Source organism: Microbacterium testaceum StLB037 (assembly GCF_900104345.1).
Lineage (GTDB): Bacteria > Actinomycetota > Actinomycetes > Actinomycetales > Microbacteriaceae > Microbacterium > Microbacterium testaceum_A.
The window spans coordinates 1-19908 of the sequence record NZ_FNJN01000002.1; the positions used below are offsets into that span (position 1 = coordinate 1).

Below are 19908 nucleotides of genomic sequence, written 5' to 3' on the forward strand. Positions count from 1 at the left end.
ACCGCCCACACCGACCTCCCGCACAACACCCGCCGCGTCAGCGGCGGAGGCGGCATCAACGTCAACGGCGTCAAATATCAGCTCGGCAGCCACCACACAGGAGCGCTCATCACCATCGTCCAAGACGACACCACGATCGCCTTCTACGACCTCGCCACCAGCGAGCTGATCATCGAGCACCCCCACCCCGCCCCCGGCATCACCTACGTCAGCAACGGCAACCCCAAAGGCCCCCGCCGCAAACGCTCGATCGAACCGTCACCGATGTCCTGAGACACCAACTGTCACCGATGTCCTGAGGCAGAACTGTCACCAAAGTCCTGAGACATGACAATCCTCGCCGCCGGATGACGCAGGGTTGTCGGCGAGATGCAGTCTCGCGGTGCTGCGGCGGGGCGTCGAGGCCGGCGCCGCGCTCAGGACGCGTCGCCCGCGATCTCGCGCGAGGTCGCGAGTCGGCTTCGTGCGAGCCGCACATGGCACCCACCCACCCGGCGCGACGTAGCCTGGAGGGGTGAGCCTCCCCTTCGACGTCGCCGCCGTGCGCGCCGACTTCTCGATCCTCGAGACCGAGATCGACGGTCGCCCCCTCGTGTACCTCGACTCCGGAGCGACGAGCCAGAAGCCTCGTGCCGTGCTCGACGCCGAACGTGAGTTCCTCGAGCGGGCGAACTCCGCCGTGCACCGCGGTGCCCACACCCTCGCGGCCGAGGCCACCGAGCTGTTCGAAGACGCGCGCGTCACGGTCGCCGAGTACGTGGGCGCCGAGCCCGAGCAGCTCGTCTGGACAAGCGGCGCGACGGCCGGCCTCAACCTCGTGGCGGGTTCGCTCGGCTACGCCGGGCGCCTCCGCGCGGGCGACGAGATCGTCGTGACCGAGGCCGAGCACCACGCGAACCTCATCCCCTGGCAGGAGCTCGCCGCCCGCACCGGGGCGCGCCTGCGCCACATCCCCGTGCTCGACGACGGCATGCTCGACCTGCACGCCGCAGCCGACCTCATCGGCGAGCGCACCAAGGTCGTCGCCTTCCCGCACGTGTCGAACGTGCTCGGCATCGTGAATCCCGTCGCGAAGCTCGTCACCCTCGCCCGCGGCGTGGGCGCGCTGACCGTGCTCGACGCGTGCCAGTCGGCACCTCATCTGCGCCTCGACCTGCCGGCATCCGGAGTCGATCTCGCCGTCTTCTCGGGCCACAAGGTCTACGGGCCCTACGGCATCGGAGCGCTCTGGGGTCGCGACGAGGTGCTCGAGTCGCTGCCGCCCTTCACCACGGGCGGGTCGATGATCACCACCGTCACGCTCGACACGGCCGAGTACCTGCCCCCGCCGCAGCGCTTCGAGCCCGGCACGCAGCCGGTGTCGCAGGCCGTCGCCCTCGCTGCCGCCGTCCGCTGGCTCGGCGCGCACGACCTGGACGCCGCGCACGCGCACGAAGCTGCGCTCGAGAAGCGCATGCGCGAGGGTCTCCGCTCGATCGACGGCATCCGTCTTCTCGGAGACGCGGATGCTGCGGAGCGCGTCGCCCTGCAAGCCTTCGAGGTGCAGGGTGTGCACGCGCACGACGTGGGCCAGTTCCTCGACTCGCGCGGCGTCGCCGTGCGCGTCGGACACCACTGCGCACAGCCCCTGCACCGCCGCTTCGGGATGACGGCGTCGGTGCGCGCGAGCGCCGCGATCCACACCACGGAGGACGAGATCGACACCTTCCTCGACGCCGTCTCGGGCGTGCGCGGCTTCTTCGGTGCCGGCGCATGAGCGGGCTCGAGTCGCTGTACCAGGAGCTCATCCTCGACCACGCGAAGAACCGCCGCGGCTTCGGCCTGGCCGCCCCCGGCGCGCGCAGCGCCACCGTGCACCAGCGCAACCCCATCTGCGGCGACGAGATCACCCTGCGGGTCGAGCTGTCGGACGACGGCGAGCGCGTGGCATCCGTCACCTGGGAGGGAGCGGGCTGCTCGATCTCGCAGTCGTCCGCGTCGATGCTCGTCGCCCTGCTGCAGGAAGACGGCGGCGACGAGGGCATGGCGAAGGCCGACGTTGAGGCGCTGATCGCGCAGTTCCGCGAGGCGCTACGCTCCCGCGGCAAGGTCCCCCTCGACGAGGAGACCTTCGCCGACGCCGCCGCCCTCTCCGGGGTCTCGAAGTTCACCGCGCGCGTGAAGTGCGCGATGCTCGCGTGGGTCGCCCTCGAAGAGGGACTGCGGCAGGCCTGAGCGCCTCGGCGCGCAAGCTCGGCGATACGCGCAAGCTCAGTCGGCATCCGCCGGTTCTGGCTGAAGGTGTGCGGATCGCGGAGGATACGACCGGGACGACGCGCGCTACCCTTCCGTCAGACGAATGAGAGGGCGGATGCCATGGCCACCGGCGGAGCAGGATTCAGCGACGAAGAACGCGCGGCGATGAAGCAGCGCGCCGAAGAGCTCAAGGCCATGAAGGGCCTGAAGGGCGCGGCGAAGCTCGAGAAGGAGAACGAGGCCTGCCTTGAAGCGATCGACAAGCTCGAGGGCGTCGACCGCGCGGTCGCCGAGCGCCTGCACGTCATCGTGCTCGAAGAGGCCGCGCACCTGAACCCGAAGACGTTCTACGGCTTCCCGGCGTACGCGAAGGACGGCAAGGTCGTCGTCTTCTACCAGCCGGCGTCGAAGTTCAAGACGCGCTACGGCACGGTGAGCTTCGACGACAGCGCGCAGCTCGACGACGGCCCCATGTGGCCGGTGTCGTTCGCGGTCGTCGAGGTGACGGACGCGGTCGAGCAGCGCATTCGCGAGGCCGTGCGCCGGGCGGCGCCCGCCGCCTGAGCGCGATGGCGCCCGCTGCTCGCCCGCATCGACCCCGCCGCTGCGCACAGCTCCTGCACAACCCGCGCGAAAGCGATGTTCCGGCTTGCGCAGGGCGTCAGGTGCAGGAGTTATGCATCGCACGTGCCCGGAACCCAGAGCGACGCTCCGACCACGAGTGGGCCCCCCGCTCCGCGCGCGCCACCCGCCCCCTCACCCGAGGACGACCCGCTCCATCCGCCGGAAGCTCTGCTCCATCCCCTCGACCATCCCCGTGGCGAGCACGGCGTCGCGGGTCTCGGCATCCGGATACTCGATCAGCAGGGTGACCAGCGTCGCCCCGTCTTCTTCGTAGAGAGACAGGTCGTTGATCGTCGAGGGGTAGTCGGTGCCGGTCATGTGCTCGGTCTGCACCATGCGGCGCGGCTCGTCGAGCAGCAGGATCTCGCCGTCGAATCCGAAGGGCTCCCCCTCGGTGCCGGGTTCGGGCTCCCACCCGATGCGGTACGCGCCGCCCTCGCGCCGGTCGACCTCGCGGTGGGTCATGCGCCATCCGTCGGGCCCGAGCATCCACTGTCGCATCAGCTCGGGGTCGACGTGGGCCCGCCAGACGAGCTCGCGCGGCCCGTCGATGAGCCGCGTGATGCGCACGTGCTGGTCGTCGAGGATCTCGAGCTGCGTGCCCTTGCCCTGCGCGAACTCCCGTAGCCCCTGCAGCACCGCGTCGAGCTGGTTGATGGCGAGGGTCGACCCCTCGACGGCGCCCATGGCGAGCACCGTTTCGAGACCCTCGAGGGAGTCGAAGTACGTCACGTTCGTCAGCCGCGAGCCGCCCTCGGTCTCGTCGAACGCGAAGGTCATGCGCATCGCGGGCATGCCGGGGATCGCCTCGCCGTCCTCGTCGACGAACGAGTCGACGACCTCGAAGCCGCGCGGAGCGTCGATGCCGAGGAACTCCCAGCTCCCGCGTGCGATCTCGCCGCTCGCGCTGGTCATCGAGTATCGGGCGCGACCGCCGACCTCGAAGGCGAACGATGCGAACGTCGCCGGCCATCCGGGGGGACCCCAGAAGCGTTCGAGCTGCCGCGGGTCGGTGAAGACCGTCCATAACCGTTCGGCGCCCACGGGGAAGTCGGCGACCAGGGTCATGGTGAGCGCTTCGGCGTCGCTCTCGACGGATGTGACGGGCATGACGGCTCCTTCGTCGGTTCAGTTCTCGGTGGGTTCGGAGGGCGGGAGGGATGCCGGCACCCCGGCGTCTTCGAGCAGGATCGCGTCGAGTCGGTCGATGCGTCCCCGCCAGAGCTCTTCGTACGAGCGCAGCAGGTCCTGCGCCCGGGCGAGCGCGGTGGGGTCGGCGGACACGAGTCGCACCCTCCCCTCCGCGCGTTTGGTGATGAGCCGCGCGTCGGCGAGCACGGCGATGTGTTTCGACACGGCGGCGAACGACATCGCGTAGGCCGCGGCGAGCTGCGTCACCGACTGCTCGGAGACGAGCGTGCGCCGCACGATGTCGCGACGGGTCGCGTCGGCGAGGGCGTGGAAGACCCGGTCGATGTCGGCGTCGCTTTGTTGTTCAACCATTTGGTTGCACGTTAGCGCGGAGGGCCGTGGCCCGCAAGGGCGTCAGCCGCGCAACGCCTGCAACAACGCGCCGACCGGGTGGTCGCTCTCGATCGGATGACGCAGCGGCAGGTCTTCGACGCACTCGTAGCGGTTGCGTCGACCCTCCTTCTCGCGCTTGAGATAGCCGGCATCGACGAGATCGGCCAGGATGCCGTGCGCCGTGCGCTCGGTGATGCCCACGGCATCCGCGATCTCGCGGACGCGGGCCCCGGGGTCGCGGGAGACGTAGATGAACACGTGGGCGTGATTCGTGAGGAACGTCCAGGTGGTCATCGCCACAGCATAGTGACCCGAGGTACCGGAATCCAAGTACCGGTTATTTGTTACCTGCGTTTTGACACACGCAATTTGTTGCATGTAACGTGCTGCGCATGTCCCTTCTCGCCCCGCTCACGATCGCCGCACTGCTCGCCGCGGTCGTCGCCGCCCTCCTCCCGGATGTCGCGCGTCGGCGCACCCCGGGCTCTCTCGCCGTGTGGCCCGCCGGCGCCGCCACGGTCGTCGCCACGATCGGTCTGGCCTCGGCCCTCGCCGCCGACGACGACGTGGCCGGTGCCGCGCTGTCGCTGCTCGTGGTCGCCCTCACCGTGGTCGTGCAGTCCTACGCCAGCCGCAACCTGCGCGGCGACCCGCGTTCGCGCAGCTTCTTCGCGTTGTCGTCGCTCGCGGCCGTCGGGACGACCACCGCCATCGCGGCCGGAGACGTCGTCTTCCTCGCCGCGGGGTGGACGCTCGGCACGGTCAGCATGATCGCGCTCATCCGCACGGGCGGCGCAGGTCCGCAGACCCGCGTCGCCGTCTCGCGGAGCGCGGTGGCCCTGCTGCTCGGAGACGCGGCGCTCTGGACGGCCGTCATCATCGCGGTCGCCTCGACCGGATCGGCGTCGCTGGCAGCTCTCGGAAGCGTCGACGCGATCTCGGCGGCGGTGGTGAGCGCGCTCGTCGCCCTCGCGGCGGTCGCCCGCGCCGGCGCCTTCCCCCTCCACGGGTGGCTCCCCGCCACCGCGGCCACGACCACTCCCGTGTCCGCCCTGCTGCACGCGGGCTTCGTGAACGCCGGCGCCCTGCTTTTCCTCCGTTACGCGGCCGTCCCCTCCGTCGTCGGCCCCTGGATCGTGGCCGCCGCCGGTGCGATCACGATGATCGTCGCGGGCCTCGCGATGCTCACGCGCCCCGACGTGAAGGGCCGCCTCGTGCAGTCCACGGCCGCGCAGATGGGCTTCCTGCTCCTGGCCTGCGGTCTCGGCGCCTTCGGCGTCGCCCTGGTCCACGCGATCGGTCACGCGCTCTACAAGGCGAGCCTCTTCCTCGGCGCCGGCTCCGCGGTCGAGCACGCGCTGAAGGCGCGGGGCGTCGCGCATCCGGCTCGGTCGACCGCGGGAGCGATCGTGGGCGCGGTGATCGTTCTCCTGACCGGGGTCGCGGCGATCGCGGCATCCGGCGCGTGGGAGCACAGCGCGGCAGTACTCCTGCTCTTCGCCGGGGCCACCGCGGTGGTCGCCGGGGCGCGGATCGGCGCAAGCTCCCGGTCGGTCGCCGCGCGCGCGGCCCAGCTCGCGGGCCTGGCCGCCCTCACGGCCGCCTACCTCGCGGTGGTCTTCCCTGCGGCCGAGGCCCTCGCGCCGGTCACGGCGGCAGACCCGGTCCCCGCCCTGTTCGCGGTGGCCGTCTTCGTCCTCGCCGCCGCATCGGGCCTGGCCGCCCGCGGCTCCGGTCCCCTCGCGGATCGACTGTTCGCCTCCGCCTTCTCGTGGGGCCGACCGCCCCTCCCTCCGACCGCATCCCGCATCGACACGCCCTGGACCCCGGCACCCGCCGACGGCCCCCTCGAGTACCGGAGATTCTGATGACCACCCCCGCCTCCCCTCCCTCTCCCGCCGTCATCCGGGGCTGGATCGCCGCCGCCGGCCGCGCCATCTCGCCCCACTTCCCCCTCGAGACCTTCATCGCCCGCAACCCCGTCGCCGGGTACGAGAACCTCGACTGGGAAGAGGCGATCGGACTGATCGCCCGGGATCACGGCGTCCTGCTCTCCCTTCCGGAACAGCGCTTCCGCGACCTGTACGCGCAGGGGCGGATCAGCCCCGCCGACCTGCAGGCGGCCCTGCGGTTCACCGTGCCCGAGGCGGGCGCCCCGCGCTCTCTCGACATCGGCGGCACGCGCGTCACGGTGGGCGAGATCCTCGGCCATGACCTGCTCGTCGCTCCCCCGCTGACTGCGGCCGCGCCCGAACCCACCCCCGCCGCACGGCTGTCGCCGCGGATCCACGCGCGCATCGACGACCTCACCGCACGTTGGATCGCCGCATCGCTCGGGAACGCCCCGTGGTCGCCGACGAACGACGAGAGCATGTGGGTGGCGTGGCGGCGCCTGACCGCGCTCGACCCGACCCTGTCGCGGAAGGTGCGCAGCGGCATCCGGCATTCCTCCGACGACCCGGCCGCGGCCATCGGCGACGCGCTCGCCCGGTGGGAGCTGGACGGGCCGGCCGCGGAATCGTTCCTCCGCGCCCACGTGCTCGCGTTGCCGGGGTGGGCGGCGCTCGTCCGGTACACGGCCGCGAGCGGCGTCGATCTGACCTCGCTCGTCGCGATCCGCGCGACGCTCGAACGGCTCCTGCTGCCCGCCGACGTCGCCCTGCCGGCAGCGTCCCCGACCGAGAAGGGCCCGACCGATGACGCCGCGCGGATCGGCACGGTCGCCCTCGCCCTCGGCGTCGACCCCGCCGACGCGGCGGTGCGGACCGCCCTTCGCCCCGTCCTCTCGCTGATCAACCCGGCCGCGCGCCTCGCCGTCTGGCAGGAGGCGTACGAGCGGGGAATCGCGCGCGAGCTCGCCCCCGCGACCGCCCCGGTGCTCCGCGAGAGCACGGCGCCGCAGCGGCCACTCGCGCAGGCCGTCTTCTGCATCGATACGCGGTCCGAGAGCTTCCGCCGGCACCTCGAGGCCGCCGGAGCCGTCGAGACCCTCGGTTTCGCGGGATTCTTCGCGGCGCCCATCTCGTTCCGGCCCGCCGACGGGTCGTTCGAGGTCGCCTCGTGCCCGGTGCTGCTCACGCCCCGCGTGGCGATCACCGAGTCGTCCGTGGAGCGCGACGCGATCGCGCGCTGGAAGCGGCAGCACGAGACGAGCGTGGAGCGGGATGCCACCATCGATTCCCTCAAAGAGTCCGCCGTGGCCCCCTACGCCTTCGCCGAGACCGCCGGGTGGGTGCTGGGCGCGGTGAGCGCCGCGCGAACGCTCGCGCCGGAGGGCTGGCGGGCGATGGTGTCGCGCATGCGGCCCAGCAAGCCGTCCACGCACGTCGATGCGAACGTCGTCTTCACGCTCGAGGAGCGTGTGCTGTACGCCGAGACCGCGCTGCGCATGATGGGCCTGGTCGAGGGATTCGCCCCGATCGTGCTGCTGTGCGGGCACGGCGCCACCGTCGCCAACAACCCCTTCGCATCGTCGCTGCAGTGCGGCGCATGCGGCGGCCACGAGGGCGAACCGAACGCGCGGGCGGCGGCGATGATCTTCAACGACCCCGAGACGCGCGACGCCCTCGCCGGACGGGGCATCTCGATCCCCGCCGACACGCTTTTCGTCGCGGCGCAGATGGACACCATCACCGACGAGGTCACCCTGCTCGAGCCCTGGGCCATTCCGGCGACGCACGAGACCGTCACGCTCGAGGTGACCCGGCTGCTCGAGACCGCGCGTGCGGCGAACGCCGCCGAGCGCAGCGCGAGCCTGCCCGGGTCGGGAGGGCGGCACGGCGCCGTCCGCGACACCGAGCGCCGGTCCGCGGACTGGGCCGAGTCGTACGCGGAGTGGGGTCTCGTGGGTAACGCCGCGTTCATCGTGGGTCCGCGCTCGATCACCGCGGGCACTGACCTCGGTCGCCGCGCCTTCCTGCACAGCTACGACGCCGCCGCCGACCCCGACGGCGCGGGCCTCGAGACGATCCTCACCGCGCCGATGATCGTGGCGCAGTGGATCAACGCGCAGTACTCGGCCTCGACCGTCGCCCCCGACCGGTTCGGCGCCGGCCCCAAGCCCCTGCACAACGTGGTCGGCACCGTCGGCGTGCTGTCGGGCTACGGCGGCGACCTGCGGCTCGGCCTGCCCTGGCAGTCGGTGGGCGTCGGCCGCGCGAGTCGGCACGAACCGATCCGGCTGCAGGTGTTCGTCGAGGCCCCGCTCGCGCGGGTGAACGACATCATCGACGCCTCCGAGGCCGTCCGCACCCTGGTCGCCAACCGGTGGATCACCCTCCGCGTCCGCGAGCACGACAGCGCCCGCTGGATGCGGTGGGGCCGCTACGGCTGGCAGGCCGACGACCTGGACACCCCCACCCCCACCGGCATCCCCGCCGCCACCGAAGAATCCACCACGAAGGAGATCCGCTGATGAGCCTGTCCGAACTGACCCCGATGGCCAAGATCGAGGTGGTCGTCGCGAGCGACGACGTCGCCGAGGTGTCCGCCCTCATGCAATCGCTCGGCGCGCGCGGGTACACCGCGATCACCGGCGTGGCCGGGGTGGGCCACCACGGACCCCGCGGCGGCCGCCTGCTCTTCAACGACCACGACACCCTGACTCTTCTCGTCACGGTCGTGGCGCCCGAGAAGGCCGATGCGATCATCGCCGGCATCCGTCCGGTCCTCGACCACGCCTCGGGCGTGATGTTCGTCTCGCCGACCTCGGTCAGCCGCGCGGACTACTTCGCCTGATGCGCACCGCGACGAGTCACCGGGGGGCGCCGTACGCCGGCGAGACGATCGCCGTTGGCACCCTGCACGGCAAGGAGTCCGCGTTCGCCCCGGCCTTCGCCCGATGGCTCGACGCGGGCGTCGCGCCGACGGCGCAGCTCGACACAGACTCCCTCGGCACGTTCACCCGAGACGTGCCGAGGGCGGGCACCGCCGAGCACGCGGCCACGGCTAAGGCCCGGGGGGCCGCGCTCGAGTTGGGGACGGCCACCGGTCTGGCCACCGAAGCGTCGTACGCCCCGGCGCTGGGCGGCTTCGGACCCATGATGCACGAGGAGCTCGCCGTCTTCATCGACCTCGAGCGCGGCATCCGCGTACGTCACGGCATCCGCCAGTACACGCACGTCGCCCCGGCCCGCACCGTGCGCACGTCGGCAGAAGCGCGGCGCTACCTCGCCCGCGCCGGATTTCCGCACCACGGCGTCGTCGCCCGCACCGCCGACGGCGTGCAGAAGGGCATCCAGGATGCCGCGGTCATCGACGCCCTGCTACGCCGCGGCCCCGTCGAGCTCGAGCCCGACCTCCGCGCGCACATGAACCCCACCCGGCGGCGGGTGCTGCGCCGCCTGTCGTGGCTGCTCGCCGCCCGACTCACCCAGCTGTGCCCGGGGTGCGGGTGTCCGGGCTTCGGAGCGGTGGGCGTGGTGCGCGGTCTCCCGTGCGCAGCGTGCGGCAACGCGACCTCGCAGGTGCGTCTCGACGTCGACGGCTGCCCCGCCTGCGACGAGCAGCGCGAGCGCCCGCGGCCCGAGCGGCAGGCCGACCCGGCGACGTGTGACGCCTGCAATCCGTAGCGGATGTCGCGAGGCCGGCGGGAGGGGAAAGGGATGCAGCGCGGTTGTGTCGCCGTCTCAGCCGACCGTGACGCGTCGGCCTCAGCCGCGACGGGACCCCCCCTAGCCGGCTTCTCCCGTGGAGGCGGGACGGGTGATTTACGGGCGGCGTCGGGGTGAAAAACCCCTGAAGTCCGCTTCGGCAGGGCAAGCTGGCGACTGCTCACGGACCGTCACCGAGGGGGGTAGTCATGTCGACGTTCTGCGTGGAACCCGAAGCACTGCGCGTCGCGGCGGCACAGCTGAGGGGCGCTCGGCAGGCTGAGCCGCCGCCACGGTGGCCGACGCTGCCGAATTTCGGGGAGCAGGTCCTCCAGGCTGCCGCCCGAGCCTTCGCTCAGAATGTCGCCGCGGTGTGGTCAGCCCGAGCGGAAGAGTTCGACGAACTTGTGGAGCGATTGCGGGCGTCTGCCGACGCCTACGAACAAGCGGATCTCGACGGGGTTCCTCGATGACGGAACTCGGCTCGACGCACGACCCCGTCGCATTGATTCCAGGCTCGCCCGATGGCATCGCAGATGCGGCGGTGGCGTGGCGCGCTGCCGGTCAGAGCGCCTCGCGGCTCAGCGAGTCGGTGTTCGGGGTCTCCCCCGCGGACTCTTGGACGGGGTCGTCAGCGGAAGCGTTCGAACACCGCCGGACGACCATCGCCGACAACTGGTCTGCGATGGGGGAAGCACTCACTCTGAGCGCCGCGGCGTGCGATGCCTACGAGGCCACGCTGCGGTGGGCGCAAGAACAGGCGGCCGAGGCGATACGTCTCTGGAACGACGGCCAGGCCTCCACGCGGAACGCGCAGATCGCTCATCGCGAGCAGGAGAGAAGTGCGGGCGGGCTGTCCATCGTGCCGACCTTCGTCGACCCGGGCGACGCCGCTCGGATCGCAGCCGCCGAGGTCTTGGAGACGGCGCGCGCGGCGGTGGAAGAGGCCGCGGCCGAGGCGACGATGCAGCTGCGTGTCGCATACGAGGCGACTCCGGAGAAAGGGCTCTGGGGAGTCTTGCTGACCGGAGGACCAGCGCTTTCTCTCACCGATCAGACGCCACGAGCCGCATCCGACCGACTGATCTTGTCGATCCTCGAGCGCTTGTCGCGCTCCGACGAGGAACAAGTCGCAGAACTCATGAAGCTCCACCCCGAATGGGTCTCACTGCTCAAAGATCATCAACCCGCCTCCGAGGTCCTTGCGACGTGGTGGAGCGAGCAGGACCCAACCGTGCAGCACGCTTTGCTGTCCTCCGCCCCCGGAATACTGGGCTCGCTCGGCGGCCTCCCTCCTGCTATCCGCGTGGCAGCGAACAGAGCGAATGCGGCCGCTCGAATCGACGTCATCGACAGCGCTCTCGAGGCCTCGGACGTCACCGGCGACGACCGTGCCGCGCTGGAACGGGAGCGCCGCTACCTCAGGGCCGCCGTCGATGGAGAGGTGCAGCTATACCTGTACGACCCCGAACGCGGAGACATCATCGAGATGGTCGGTCAGCCCTCGGACACGACATCAGCCACCGTGACGTACGTCCCGGGGACCTTCACCACCACGGACAGTTTCTACGGGAATGACGTGCAATCGGTGGCCCGGTGGCTGCACGGACGCGATCCGAACATCGTGGCATTCGTGTGGAAGGAGGGCACATTCCCTGGGGAGGTCGACAAGTCGCCCTATGGATCGGGAGTCCTCATTGAAGTTCCTGCGGCGACCGGGTTCATGGAGGCGAACGATCCGAAGCTCGCGGATGCGCAGGCCGAGCTGCTCGCCGGTTTCGAGAAGGAGATGAGGGCCTCTGACCCACGACTTTCCGCCGCTGAACAGATCGGCATGGGGCACTCGTGGGGGCTCGTCCCGATCACCGGGTCCGAAACTGACGGTGTTCACTACGATCAGGTGCACTCATTGGCCGGTGCCGGAATGCCTCCGGGCTGGGCACCCGCTCCCGGCACTTCCTACAACCACTGGAGCTATACGGACGCGCTGAGTATGGCGCAGCAGCTGGGCGTGGTGTGGGATGGGCAGAACCCGAATACGCACGCAGCATTCGACTCCCACGTGTACGCGAGAGAAGGGGACTTCGTGGTGCCGATCGGAGACCCGGAAGTCCCGCGGGTAGAAGGAATGGGAATAGAACAACCGACGTTCCGCGGCTCTCTTTCGCCGGTGGAGAATCACAATCTCATCGCGAGCGGCAGGGCAGAAAATCTGCAGGCCCTCGAAGAAATCCTCCGAAAGGTGAATCAGTGAAGCGAGGACTCTGCGCAGTGCTCGGGGCCACGGCCCTCATCGGAGCGCTCGGTGGCTGCTCGACGACGACGAATGGGTTCACGGTGGACGAGACTTTGGACGTGCACGGCGCGAAGGCGGTTGCACAATCGATGGAGAACGAATTGGCCGACTACGTGCCTGCCAGCGGTGTGTCTTCAGTCGAGCAGCTCGACAAAGGCGTCCTCATCACCTGTGGACTTGACGGCGTGTTCCAGTGGACGGGACACAAGTATTTGACCCTTTCCCGTCCGGTGGATGTGCGGCAGACGGTCGACGAGATCGAGCAAAGGTTCGCCAATAGATCGCCTTTCGCGTCGCGAGTCGAGATGACGCAGGACGGTGTACCTCGGGCACGGGTAATCGGGCCAGCGGGCTCTTCGTATTCGCTCACTCTCAGCGTCGATCGCTCGCGCATCGAGATCTTCTCCTTCTCACCGTGCTTCCGGCTGCCCGACGACATGAGCCCGTTCGCGGAGTATTGAAAGCAGAGAATGCTCATGCAGATCAAGCTCGACCCCGCGAAGCACCTGTTATTTCTCGACGAGATCAACGCGAGCATCTCGGCGATAGACGGTGAGTTGAACCGCCTCGATGCTTCCGTGAAGACGCTTCAATCGGCCTGGTCCGGAGAAGCGCGCGACGCCTATCGCGTCGCGCAATCGGAGTGGTCCCGTTCGATGCGCGAGCTTCGTGCGTTCCTCGATCATGCACGCGAGGGGGCAGCGGACGCGGGACGTAAGCTGCGGGCCGCCGACGAGGGTGTTCGAGGACTCTGGGACTGACGCCTCAGCCAAAAGGCCCCGAAAGACGCGCTTCGAAAGGTGATTCAGTGAGACGAGGACTCAGCCCCCTGATCCTGACTCTGGTCCTCATCGGCGCGCTCAGCGGGTGCGCGACAGCGGGGAGCGGAGCCGCGGTGGACGAGACCTTGGACGTCTACGGCGCGAAGGCGGTCGCGCAGTCGATGGAGAACGAGCTAGCGAGCTACGTCCCTACGAGCAGCGTGGCCTCGACAGAGCAACTCGACAAGGGCATCCTCTTGAGCTGCGGCGCCGATGGCATCTATCAGTGGACCGGACACAACTACCTGACTCTCTCCGGTCCGGTCGACGACCGAGAGTTGGTGGACGAAATCGCACAGGCATTCGCGCGCAGACCGTCTTTCGCAGCGCGCCTCGAGATGACGCCAGACGGTGCCCCTCGGGCGCGGGTAGTCGGACCAGCGGGCTCGTCCTACTCCCTCACTACCAGCGTTGATCGGTCCCGCATCGAGATTTTCTCCTTCTCGCCGTGCTTCCGACTGCCCGATGACATGAGCCGGCGCGCAGACTACTGATCAGGAAGAATCCTCAGGGGCTTTGCGATGAGGCCATCAGTGCCGGCACCCTCGCTCCACCCGGCCCCGAGGACCACACACTGACGGCCGCGCAGAGCGCCCACCGGCAGGATCAACCCCCAGATGTCACAGGTGCCGCCAGTTCCCCTCGTCATCCGCGGTGACGAGCACCAGGAAGTCGACGACGAGTTGGGCGACCGCGCCCGTCTCATCGAGCCCCCAGTACACCGGGTACTGGCCGTCGCCGTATCCGGATTCCGCGACGATCCCCACGTCGCGGGAACCGAGCGCGACCTCCTGCACGCTCGGTGACGGCGCGTACATGTACTCGGTGAATGCCGCCGCCTTGGCCCGGCGGCTCATCGTCGCGTACGCGGGCAGGTCGACGATGCAGGCGGAGCCGGCGTCGACACCGAAGAAGTGTCCCGGGCCGGACGGCAGATCGGCGGGATGCCAGGTCACCGGCATCCGTTCGCTGAAGCGCACCCGCAGGGCGGCGTTGCGACCGAACCCGGTCACCCGCTCGACGGGGTACGACCCCGGGGCCACGCTGCGGGCGAGGGGGCGCGCGCCGTCGTTGTCGTAGCCGAAGTCGAGCACCGCGAGCACACCCGATGAGGTGACGAGTGTTCCCGCCGGCGAGACGCGCACCTCCGATGATTCCTGGCTGCGCCGGTGGACGACCGTGCGCTCGGTGAAGTTGCGGACCTCGTCGAGGCCGCGCTGCTCGTCGGGCACGTCGTCGAGGCGAGCGTCCGGCATCGCGTCGGCGGCGAGGGCGCGTGCCTGCTCCGCACCCAAGAACGGGGTCCGCGGATCGTCGAAGTGCTGCTCGATCGCGGTGATCCTCCACCCGCGCCCATCGCGCTCGAGAACGTATTCGTGCTTCTTGCGCGTCTGCGATTCGAACACCTCGGTCAGCACGAACGCGCGGTCGCCCTCCACCTCCGACCGCACGATCCGTTCGACGGCCACCCCGTACTGCGGCGGCGTCCCGAACGACGAGTCCAGCCGAACGCGGTCTCCCGCAACGTGATCCCGCATCAGGGGAATCGTGAGATCCCGCCACTCGGCGAACGCATCACGCCTCGTGGCACGGTCCTCGAAAGCGGGCGCCGCCCGCCGCCACTGCGCGTCGTAATCCTCGAGGAAACGCTGCACGCGCTTCTCGGCCGCCTTCGCCCCGCGATCGCCCCACATGCCGCCAGCCTAGGTCGTCGCGAGGGCCTCGAACGGTCCGTCCGGCAACACGACCCAGCCCTCGCGTCGGGCGACGGAGAGCTTCTCGGATGCCGGGCGCGCGAACGACCCGAGAGCTCCGGCGCGCGTGGCGAGAGCGGCGATGACGGCGTCGAAAGCGTCGGCCTTCGCGATGGCGAGGTCGTCGAACCCGCCGAGGTCGAGCCACGGCGCGCGCCGGGTCAGTGCGTCGAGCAGGACGGCCCGGCGGGTGGCATCCACTCGGTATCCGCTCGTGTCGAAGCCCCACAGGCGCAGCGACCCACCGGGGTAGACCTCGAACAGGCGCCCCTCGGCGGCGCGGTCGACGGGGAATCCCGCTGCGGCCAGGCGGCGCAGCAGACCCGCGCCACGCAGAGCGGTGACCCCCAACCGGTCGGTCGAGACGCTCAGCGGCCAGCGGCCGATGCGCTCCCGCACGACGTGGTCGGTGTGGCGGTAGACGAGCGTGCGACGCCAGTCGGCTCCCCCGTCGACCGGCCCGAGCCGCGGGTCGACATCGGCGTGGTGGGCCTGCACGAAATCGACGAACGCGTCGGGCCAGCCGAGCGGACAGTCCACCCCGAGCCACGTCTCGCCTGCCGAGACGGATGCCACGATGTCGGCATCCTGAATCCCGATCTCGAGCCGCATCAGCCGAGCGGAGGCGTCCGCCCACTCGACCTCGGCGAGGGCGGTGCCGGGGGCTCCGGCGGCGAGGTCGACTCCGACGGTTCTCATCCCGTCGAGCCTAGGCGCCGTGGCAGACCGCGCGGCCCGTCAAGACCTCGCCGAAAGCCCACGCGACCTGGGAGGATCGGGACATGGCAGACGACGATCTCCCCGATTCGCTCGAACCGGCCGTCGACATCCCCCCGCGCGAAGAACCGCCCGCACCCCCGACGCCGAAGGGCGATCTCCGCGCCGTGTCGATCGTCGCGATCGTCACCGGCGTGATCGTCATCGCCTGGTACCTCTTCATCGCCACGGCGAGCGCGATCGCCGAGATCGACAACCTCCCGTTCATTCAGATCGGCATGTGGGTGCTCGCGGTGGTCTCGTTCGTGTGCGGAATCCTGAGCCTGAACGCGCGCATGGCGCGCGAGCTCGCCGCCGCGGGGTTCATCGCCGGGGTCGCCGCCGGTCTGCTGTCGGTGACGATCGGTCTGTTCAGCGGTCTCGAGCTGCTGGGCTGACGGCTCAGCCCCCGAACGACGGCCCCACGTACCGGGCGGCCGGGCGGATGATCTTCGGGTCGGCCGCCTGCTCGAGCACATGCGCGGTCCAGCCGATCGTGCGGGCGAGGGCGAAGGTGGGTGTGAACATCGCGCGCGGGATGCCGCACTGCTCCATCACCACGGCCGCGTAGAACTCGACGTTGGCGTGCAGCGGGCGCTCGGGGCGGCGCTCCGCAAGTTGCCGCTCCGCCTCGCGCTGGAAGGCGAGTGCCTGGGCGACGCGGTCTCCTCCGAGTCGTTCGGCGACCCCGCGGAGCAGCTCGGAACGCGGGTCGCTCGTGCGGTACACCGCGTGTCCGAAGCCCATCAGACGCCGCCCGGCGGCGAGCTCGCCCGCGATCCAGGCGGCCGGGTCGTCGCCGGCGCGGTCGAGGCTGTCGAGGGCGCGGGCCGGAGCCCCGCCGTGCAGGGGTCCCGACAGCGCGCCAAGCGCGCCGGACAGGCAAGATGCCATGTCGGCACCGGTCGAGGCGATCACGCGGGCCGTGAAGGTCGAGGCGTTGAAGCCGTGGTCCATCGCCGCGACGAGGTAGGCCGACAGCGCGCGCACATGCTCCTCGTCGGGCTCGCGGCCCGTCACGCGCTCGAGGTAGTCGGCGACGACCCCCCGGCCGCTCGGGCTCCCGGGAGCCAGCGCGAGCGGTGCCATCGCGGCGAACGTGATCGCCTCGTCGAGCCGCGCGGCGGGAGCGAGGTCGTACAGCGGCGCGGAAGAGCGGGCGGATGCCGCGAGCGTCCACACCGCGCGCAGCGCGGCGAGGGGCTGGTCGGTGCGGGCCGCGACCGCGCCGACCAGTTCGGGCAGGGCCGGATCGGCCTGGGCGGACGAGACGCGCGCGGCGAAGGCGGCCCGGGTCGCGGCATCCGGGAGCTCTCCGACGACCAGCAGGTGCCAGACCTCCTCGAACGACCGGGTGCGCGCGAGGTCGACGGCGGAGAATCCTCGGTAGTGGTAGACGCCGGCGTCGCCGTCGACGTCGCTGATGGTCGTCTCGGCCGCGACGACGCCGTTCAGTCCGCGGGGCACATCGATCAGGTCGCTCATGCGCTCAGTGTGCGAACATGACGACGACAGCGTCAACGTTGATCGGATCAAGATGAGCGCGCCTCTCCCCCGTCTTTCCGCCGCTCAGGTGGCCGCCCGGCTCGGCGTCAAACCCGAGACCGTGTACGCCTACGTGTCACGCGGCCTCCTCACCCGTGAGCGCGACGCCCGCGGCTCTACCTTCGACGCACTCGAGGTCGAGGCTTTCGCCGCCGGTCGCCGTCGCGCGGCCGTCCGGACGCCCACCCACCCCACGACCGGCATGCCCCTCGGGGTCGTGCAGACCGACGTGGCCGACATCGAAGACGACGAGCTGCTCTACCGGGGGCGGCGTGCCCGCGACCTGATCCCTCAGCCGTTCGCCGAGGTCGTCGCCTGGCTGTGGAACGCGGAGCGCATCGACGCCCCGGACCCCGCTATCGGCAGCGCCCGCGCGATGGTCGAGGCGCTCCCGCTCCCGGCCGGGGCGATGGACCGCCTACGCGCCGCTCTCACCGGATTCGCCGCCGACGATCCCCTGCGTTACGACGCCTCGGCGGACACCGCCCACCGCATCGGCTGGACCCTTCTCACGGGCCTGCCCGTCGCCCTCGGCGGGCGCCCGCACCCCGATCTCGCGCGTTCGCTCACGAGCACGTGGACCCCCACCGCCGACGACGCGACCATCACCGCCGTCAACGCCGCACTGGTCCTCGCCATCGACCACGACCTGGCGGTCTCGACGTTCGCCGCGCGCGTCGCGGCCTCGGCACGCGCCGACGGCTACGCCGCCGTCAGCGCCGCCCTCGGTGCGGCCGACTCCCCGCTGCACATCTCCGCCGCGACCCGCACAGCGCGACTGCTCGCGCGGGTGAACCGCGGTCAGGAACCCGAGCGGGCACTGACCGACGCGCTTCAGGAGGGCAACGGCATCCCGGGCTTCGGTCATCCGCTCTACACCGGGGGCGACGACCGGGCCGCGGCACTGTTCCCCCTTCTGGCCGGACTGCCCGACGGAGACCGGACGATGGATGCCGTGCACCGGTTGTCCGAGGTCGTCGCCGCCCGGACGGGGTTGCTGCCCAACGTGGACCTCGCGCTGGCGGCGCTCGTCTCGGGCGCCCGCCTGCCCCACGATGCCGCGAGCACGATCTTCGTGCTGGGGCGGATCGCGGGATGGATCGCGCACATCGCCGTGGAGTACGCCGAACCCGCGATGCGACTGCGCCCGCGCGGGGAGTACGTGGGGCCGTGAGGGTTGAACCTAGCCATATTCCTGGCTAGGTTGCACGGCATGATGTACAACGTCCTGGAGGCGCGGAACAGCCTCTCGAAGCTGATCGCCGACGTCGAGTCGGGCGCCGAGGTGACGATCGCTCGGCGAGGTGTCCCGGTCGCGAAGATCGTGCCGATCGATTACGTGCCCCGGCGCGCAGGCAACGCTTTCGCGCAGTGGCTCGAGGAGCATCCCCTGAGTCCCGAGCGCGCCCGCCCGGTGAACGAGATCGAAGCGATCATCGCCGAGAACCGAGCAGCCGGGGCGTGATCTACATCGACAGTTGCCTGGTGATCTACGCGGTCGAACGCGACGACGAGATCGGTGAACGCACACGCGCCACCCTCGCTCGCGCCGACGAGCCCCTCGCAACGAGCCCCCTGGTCATGATGGAGGCGTTGGTGAAGCCGATGCGGGCCGCCGATGCCGAGGCGCAGCTGACCATGTGGAGCGCCTTCGATGCCTTCGAGCTGCTCCCGGCCGACCCCGATGCGTTCCTCGATGCCGCGCTGTTGCGTGCTCGATACAGCGGGCTGCAGACGGCCGATGCCCTCCACCTCGCGATCGCCCGCCAGGCCGGATGCCGTTCGCTGTGGACCAACGACTCGCGCTTGGCGGTCGCATCCGGCGGTCTCGCCGTCGACATTCTCAACGATCCCGATGCGGCCCGGGTCGCCTGATGCGCCGCACCGCAGCCCTCGTCATCGCCGCCCTCTGCGTCTCGCTCTCCGCCTGCTCCGCCCCCGCGCCCGAGCCGCAGACCGCGGCGAAGCATAGCGACGGGCGCCTCCGCACCGACCTCGCCCCCCTCGCCGAGAGATACCCGCAGCTCGCGTCCGCCGAGTCGGTCGAGTGGATGGGCGGCACGCTCGGCTCGCGCGATGTCGGCCCCTCGACGTACTGGGTCGACGTGATCGCGGTCATGCCGGAGTCCGAGATCGACGTCTACCGGTCCACCGCGGACCTCGTGAAGGTCGATCCGCCCACCCTCGTCGACGATCTCGCGCCGAAGCTCCCGACCGGTCCGTTCGAAGGAAGCCCGGAGCTCGACGACCTGTTCTCGTCGGGCGGTCACGGCGCGACGGTCGCCATCGACCCGCAGACGCGCACGGTGGTGCTGTCGGGGGTCTTCGGCTGACATTCAGTCCTTCGCCGCGCCGACGAGCGTGAGGACGCTGCTCAACCCCTCGGGCGTTCCCGGCCAGTGGCGCTCGATGGCCGGCATCCCGGCATGACGGATGGCGAAATGCAGCGCGATCGCGACCACGATCGCGTCGTCGGCGTAGCCGATCACCGGCAGGAAGTCGGGCACGAGGTCGATCGGCGAGAGCAGGTAGGCGAGTAACCCGATCAGCCACCACCGCGTCGCCCGCGGCACGGCCGGATCGACGGCGAGGCGGCGCACCAGGCGGATCACATCGGGCGCCAGGCGCAGCACGGCCCGCCAGTCGACGTCGCCACCCGAGCGCCGTTGCTGCCACCACAGCACGGCGATGAGCGCCCCCCACACGAGCACGAAGCCCGCCACGACGCCCAGGGCGACGATCAACCACTCGGGCATGGCCCG

General features: G+C 70.5%; 24 protein-coding genes. 17 read left to right on the plus strand and 7 right to left on the minus strand.

All coding sequences use genetic code 11. From position 1 onward, the window contains the following. The 4 genes from BLS25_RS16810 to BLS25_RS03330 form a co-directional block, all read left to right on the plus strand. On the plus strand, positions 1 to 273 hold a 273-nt coding region (locus BLS25_RS16810), incomplete at its 5' end, for a hypothetical protein (RefSeq protein WP_218128152.1). A 241-nt stretch (positions 274 to 514) separates the two neighbouring features. Further along, positions 515 to 1756: an aminotransferase class V-fold PLP-dependent enzyme gene (locus BLS25_RS03320; RefSeq protein ID WP_074694431.1), complete on the plus strand. Its 1242-nt coding sequence runs from the start codon at positions 515 to 517 to the stop codon at positions 1754 to 1756. Beyond that, the gene (gene sufU / locus BLS25_RS03325) at positions 1753 to 2214 is read left to right on the plus strand and encodes a Fe-S cluster assembly sulfur transfer protein SufU (RefSeq protein ID WP_074694432.1); all 462 of its coding nucleotides are present in this window, start codon (positions 1753 to 1755) and stop codon (positions 2212 to 2214) included. The genes BLS25_RS03320 and sufU overlap by 4 nt, the downstream gene beginning before the upstream one ends. Positions 2215 to 2355: 141 nt before the next feature. After that, a complete protein-coding gene (locus tag BLS25_RS03330; protein ID WP_056225365.1) occupies positions 2356 to 2799 on the plus strand; it encodes a hypothetical protein in 444 nt (147 codons plus the stop codon). Positions 2800 to 2991: 192 nt separating this feature from the next. Here the strand turns inward: BLS25_RS03330 and BLS25_RS03335 are convergent, their stop codons facing one another. Genes BLS25_RS03335 through BLS25_RS03345 form a run of 3 tightly spaced genes read right to left on the minus strand, consistent with a single transcriptional unit; the run spans position 2992 to position 4677 of the window. After that, positions 2992 to 3969, minus strand: a complete 978-nt coding sequence (locus BLS25_RS03335; RefSeq protein ID WP_074694433.1) for an SRPBCC family protein — start codon at positions 3967 to 3969, stop codon at positions 2992 to 2994. Between the two features lie 18 nt (positions 3970 to 3987). Beyond that, positions 3988 to 4362 (minus strand): ArsR/SmtB family transcription factor, encoded by a 375-nt coding sequence (locus BLS25_RS03340; protein ID WP_056225361.1) that lies wholly within the window; start codon positions 4360 to 4362, stop codon positions 3988 to 3990. Between the two features lie 42 nt (positions 4363 to 4404). Then, the gene (locus tag BLS25_RS03345) at positions 4405 to 4677 is read right to left on the minus strand and encodes a helix-turn-helix transcriptional regulator (protein WP_056225357.1); all 273 of its coding nucleotides are present in this window, start codon (positions 4675 to 4677) and stop codon (positions 4405 to 4407) included. Between the two features lie 98 nt (positions 4678 to 4775). Between BLS25_RS03345 and BLS25_RS03350 the strand changes: the two genes are divergently transcribed. From BLS25_RS03350 to BLS25_RS03385, 8 genes are all read left to right on the plus strand, one after another. Further along, positions 4776 to 6251: a proton-conducting transporter transmembrane domain-containing protein gene (locus BLS25_RS03350; protein WP_074694434.1), complete on the plus strand. Its 1476-nt coding sequence runs from the start codon at positions 4776 to 4778 to the stop codon at positions 6249 to 6251. Further along, positions 6251 to 8797: a DUF2309 domain-containing protein gene (locus BLS25_RS03355; protein WP_074694435.1), complete on the plus strand. Its 2547-nt coding sequence runs from the start codon at positions 6251 to 6253 to the stop codon at positions 8795 to 8797. Before BLS25_RS03350 ends, BLS25_RS03355 begins: the two co-directional genes overlap by 1 nt. After that, complete coding sequence (locus BLS25_RS03360) at positions 8797 to 9120, plus strand: P-II family nitrogen regulator (RefSeq protein ID WP_074694436.1); 324 nt, start codon at positions 8797 to 8799, stop codon at positions 9118 to 9120. The genes BLS25_RS03355 and BLS25_RS03360 overlap by 1 nt, the downstream gene beginning before the upstream one ends. Further along, positions 9120 to 9953 (plus strand): DUF6671 family protein, encoded by an 834-nt coding sequence (locus tag BLS25_RS03365; RefSeq protein ID WP_074694437.1) that lies wholly within the window; start codon positions 9120 to 9122, stop codon positions 9951 to 9953. Before BLS25_RS03360 ends, BLS25_RS03365 begins: the two co-directional genes overlap by 1 nt. Positions 9954 to 10443: 490 nt before the next feature. Further along, positions 10444 to 12228: a putative T7SS-secreted protein gene (locus tag BLS25_RS03370; RefSeq protein WP_074694438.1), complete on the plus strand. Its 1785-nt coding sequence runs from the start codon at positions 10444 to 10446 to the stop codon at positions 12226 to 12228. A gap of 83 nt (positions 12229 to 12311) precedes the next feature. Further along, positions 12312 to 12731, plus strand: coding sequence for a hypothetical protein (locus BLS25_RS03375; protein ID WP_143017811.1), 420 nt, complete (start codon positions 12312 to 12314; stop codon positions 12729 to 12731). 15 nt (positions 12732 to 12746) lie between these two features. Then, entirely contained in the window at positions 12747 to 13031 is a 285-nt protein-coding gene (locus BLS25_RS03380) for a WXG100 family type VII secretion target (protein WP_176786306.1), read from the plus strand. 134 nt (positions 13032 to 13165) lie between these two features. Further along, entirely contained in the window at positions 13166 to 13585 is a 420-nt protein-coding gene (locus tag BLS25_RS03385) for a hypothetical protein (protein WP_143017812.1), read from the plus strand. 126 nt (positions 13586 to 13711) lie between these two features. Here BLS25_RS03385 and BLS25_RS03390 read toward each other — a convergent pair whose 3' ends face one another. Then, positions 13712 to 14785 (minus strand): DUF4241 domain-containing protein, encoded by a 1074-nt coding sequence (locus BLS25_RS03390; protein WP_074694442.1) that lies wholly within the window; start codon positions 14783 to 14785, stop codon positions 13712 to 13714. A 9-nt stretch (positions 14786 to 14794) separates the two neighbouring features. Further along, the gene (locus BLS25_RS03395) at positions 14795 to 15544 is read right to left on the minus strand and encodes a DUF429 domain-containing protein (protein ID WP_074694443.1); all 750 of its coding nucleotides are present in this window, start codon (positions 15542 to 15544) and stop codon (positions 14795 to 14797) included. A gap of 83 nt (positions 15545 to 15627) precedes the next feature. Between BLS25_RS03395 and BLS25_RS03400 the strand changes: the two genes are divergently transcribed. Next, positions 15628 to 15999, plus strand: coding sequence for a hypothetical protein (locus BLS25_RS03400; RefSeq protein WP_056225328.1), 372 nt, complete (start codon positions 15628 to 15630; stop codon positions 15997 to 15999). A 4-nt stretch (positions 16000 to 16003) separates the two neighbouring features. Here the strand turns inward: BLS25_RS03400 and BLS25_RS03405 are convergent, their stop codons facing one another. Further along, positions 16004 to 17086 (minus strand): citrate synthase, encoded by a 1083-nt coding sequence (locus tag BLS25_RS03405; protein WP_074694444.1) that lies wholly within the window; start codon positions 17084 to 17086, stop codon positions 16004 to 16006. A gap of 52 nt (positions 17087 to 17138) precedes the next feature. Here BLS25_RS03405 and BLS25_RS03410 point away from each other — a divergent pair, with 52 nt between their 5' ends. Genes BLS25_RS03410 through BLS25_RS03425 form a run of 4 tightly spaced genes read left to right on the plus strand, consistent with a single transcriptional unit; the run spans position 17139 to position 19479 of the window. Next, positions 17139 to 18320 (plus strand): citrate/2-methylcitrate synthase, encoded by a 1182-nt coding sequence (locus BLS25_RS03410; RefSeq protein WP_074694792.1) that lies wholly within the window; start codon positions 17139 to 17141, stop codon positions 18318 to 18320. 39 nt (positions 18321 to 18359) lie between these two features. Beyond that, positions 18360 to 18611 carry a type II toxin-antitoxin system Phd/YefM family antitoxin gene (locus BLS25_RS03415; protein WP_056225319.1) on the plus strand — a complete coding sequence of 84 codons (252 nt, stop codon included), beginning with the start codon at positions 18360 to 18362 and terminating at the stop codon, positions 18609 to 18611. Beyond that, complete coding sequence (locus BLS25_RS03420) at positions 18608 to 19021, plus strand: type II toxin-antitoxin system VapC family toxin (RefSeq protein WP_056225317.1); 414 nt, start codon at positions 18608 to 18610, stop codon at positions 19019 to 19021. The genes BLS25_RS03415 and BLS25_RS03420 overlap by 4 nt, the downstream gene beginning before the upstream one ends. After that, positions 19021 to 19479: a hypothetical protein gene (locus BLS25_RS03425; RefSeq protein WP_056225314.1), complete on the plus strand. Its 459-nt coding sequence runs from the start codon at positions 19021 to 19023 to the stop codon at positions 19477 to 19479. The genes BLS25_RS03420 and BLS25_RS03425 overlap by 1 nt, the downstream gene beginning before the upstream one ends. A 3-nt stretch (positions 19480 to 19482) precedes the next feature. Here the strand turns inward: BLS25_RS03425 and BLS25_RS03430 are convergent, their stop codons facing one another. After that, on the minus strand, positions 19483 to 19902 hold the full coding sequence (locus BLS25_RS03430; RefSeq protein WP_056225311.1) for a YkvA family protein: 420 nt from the start codon (positions 19900 to 19902) through the stop codon (positions 19483 to 19485). Positions 19903 to 19908: the final 6 nt, after the last annotated feature.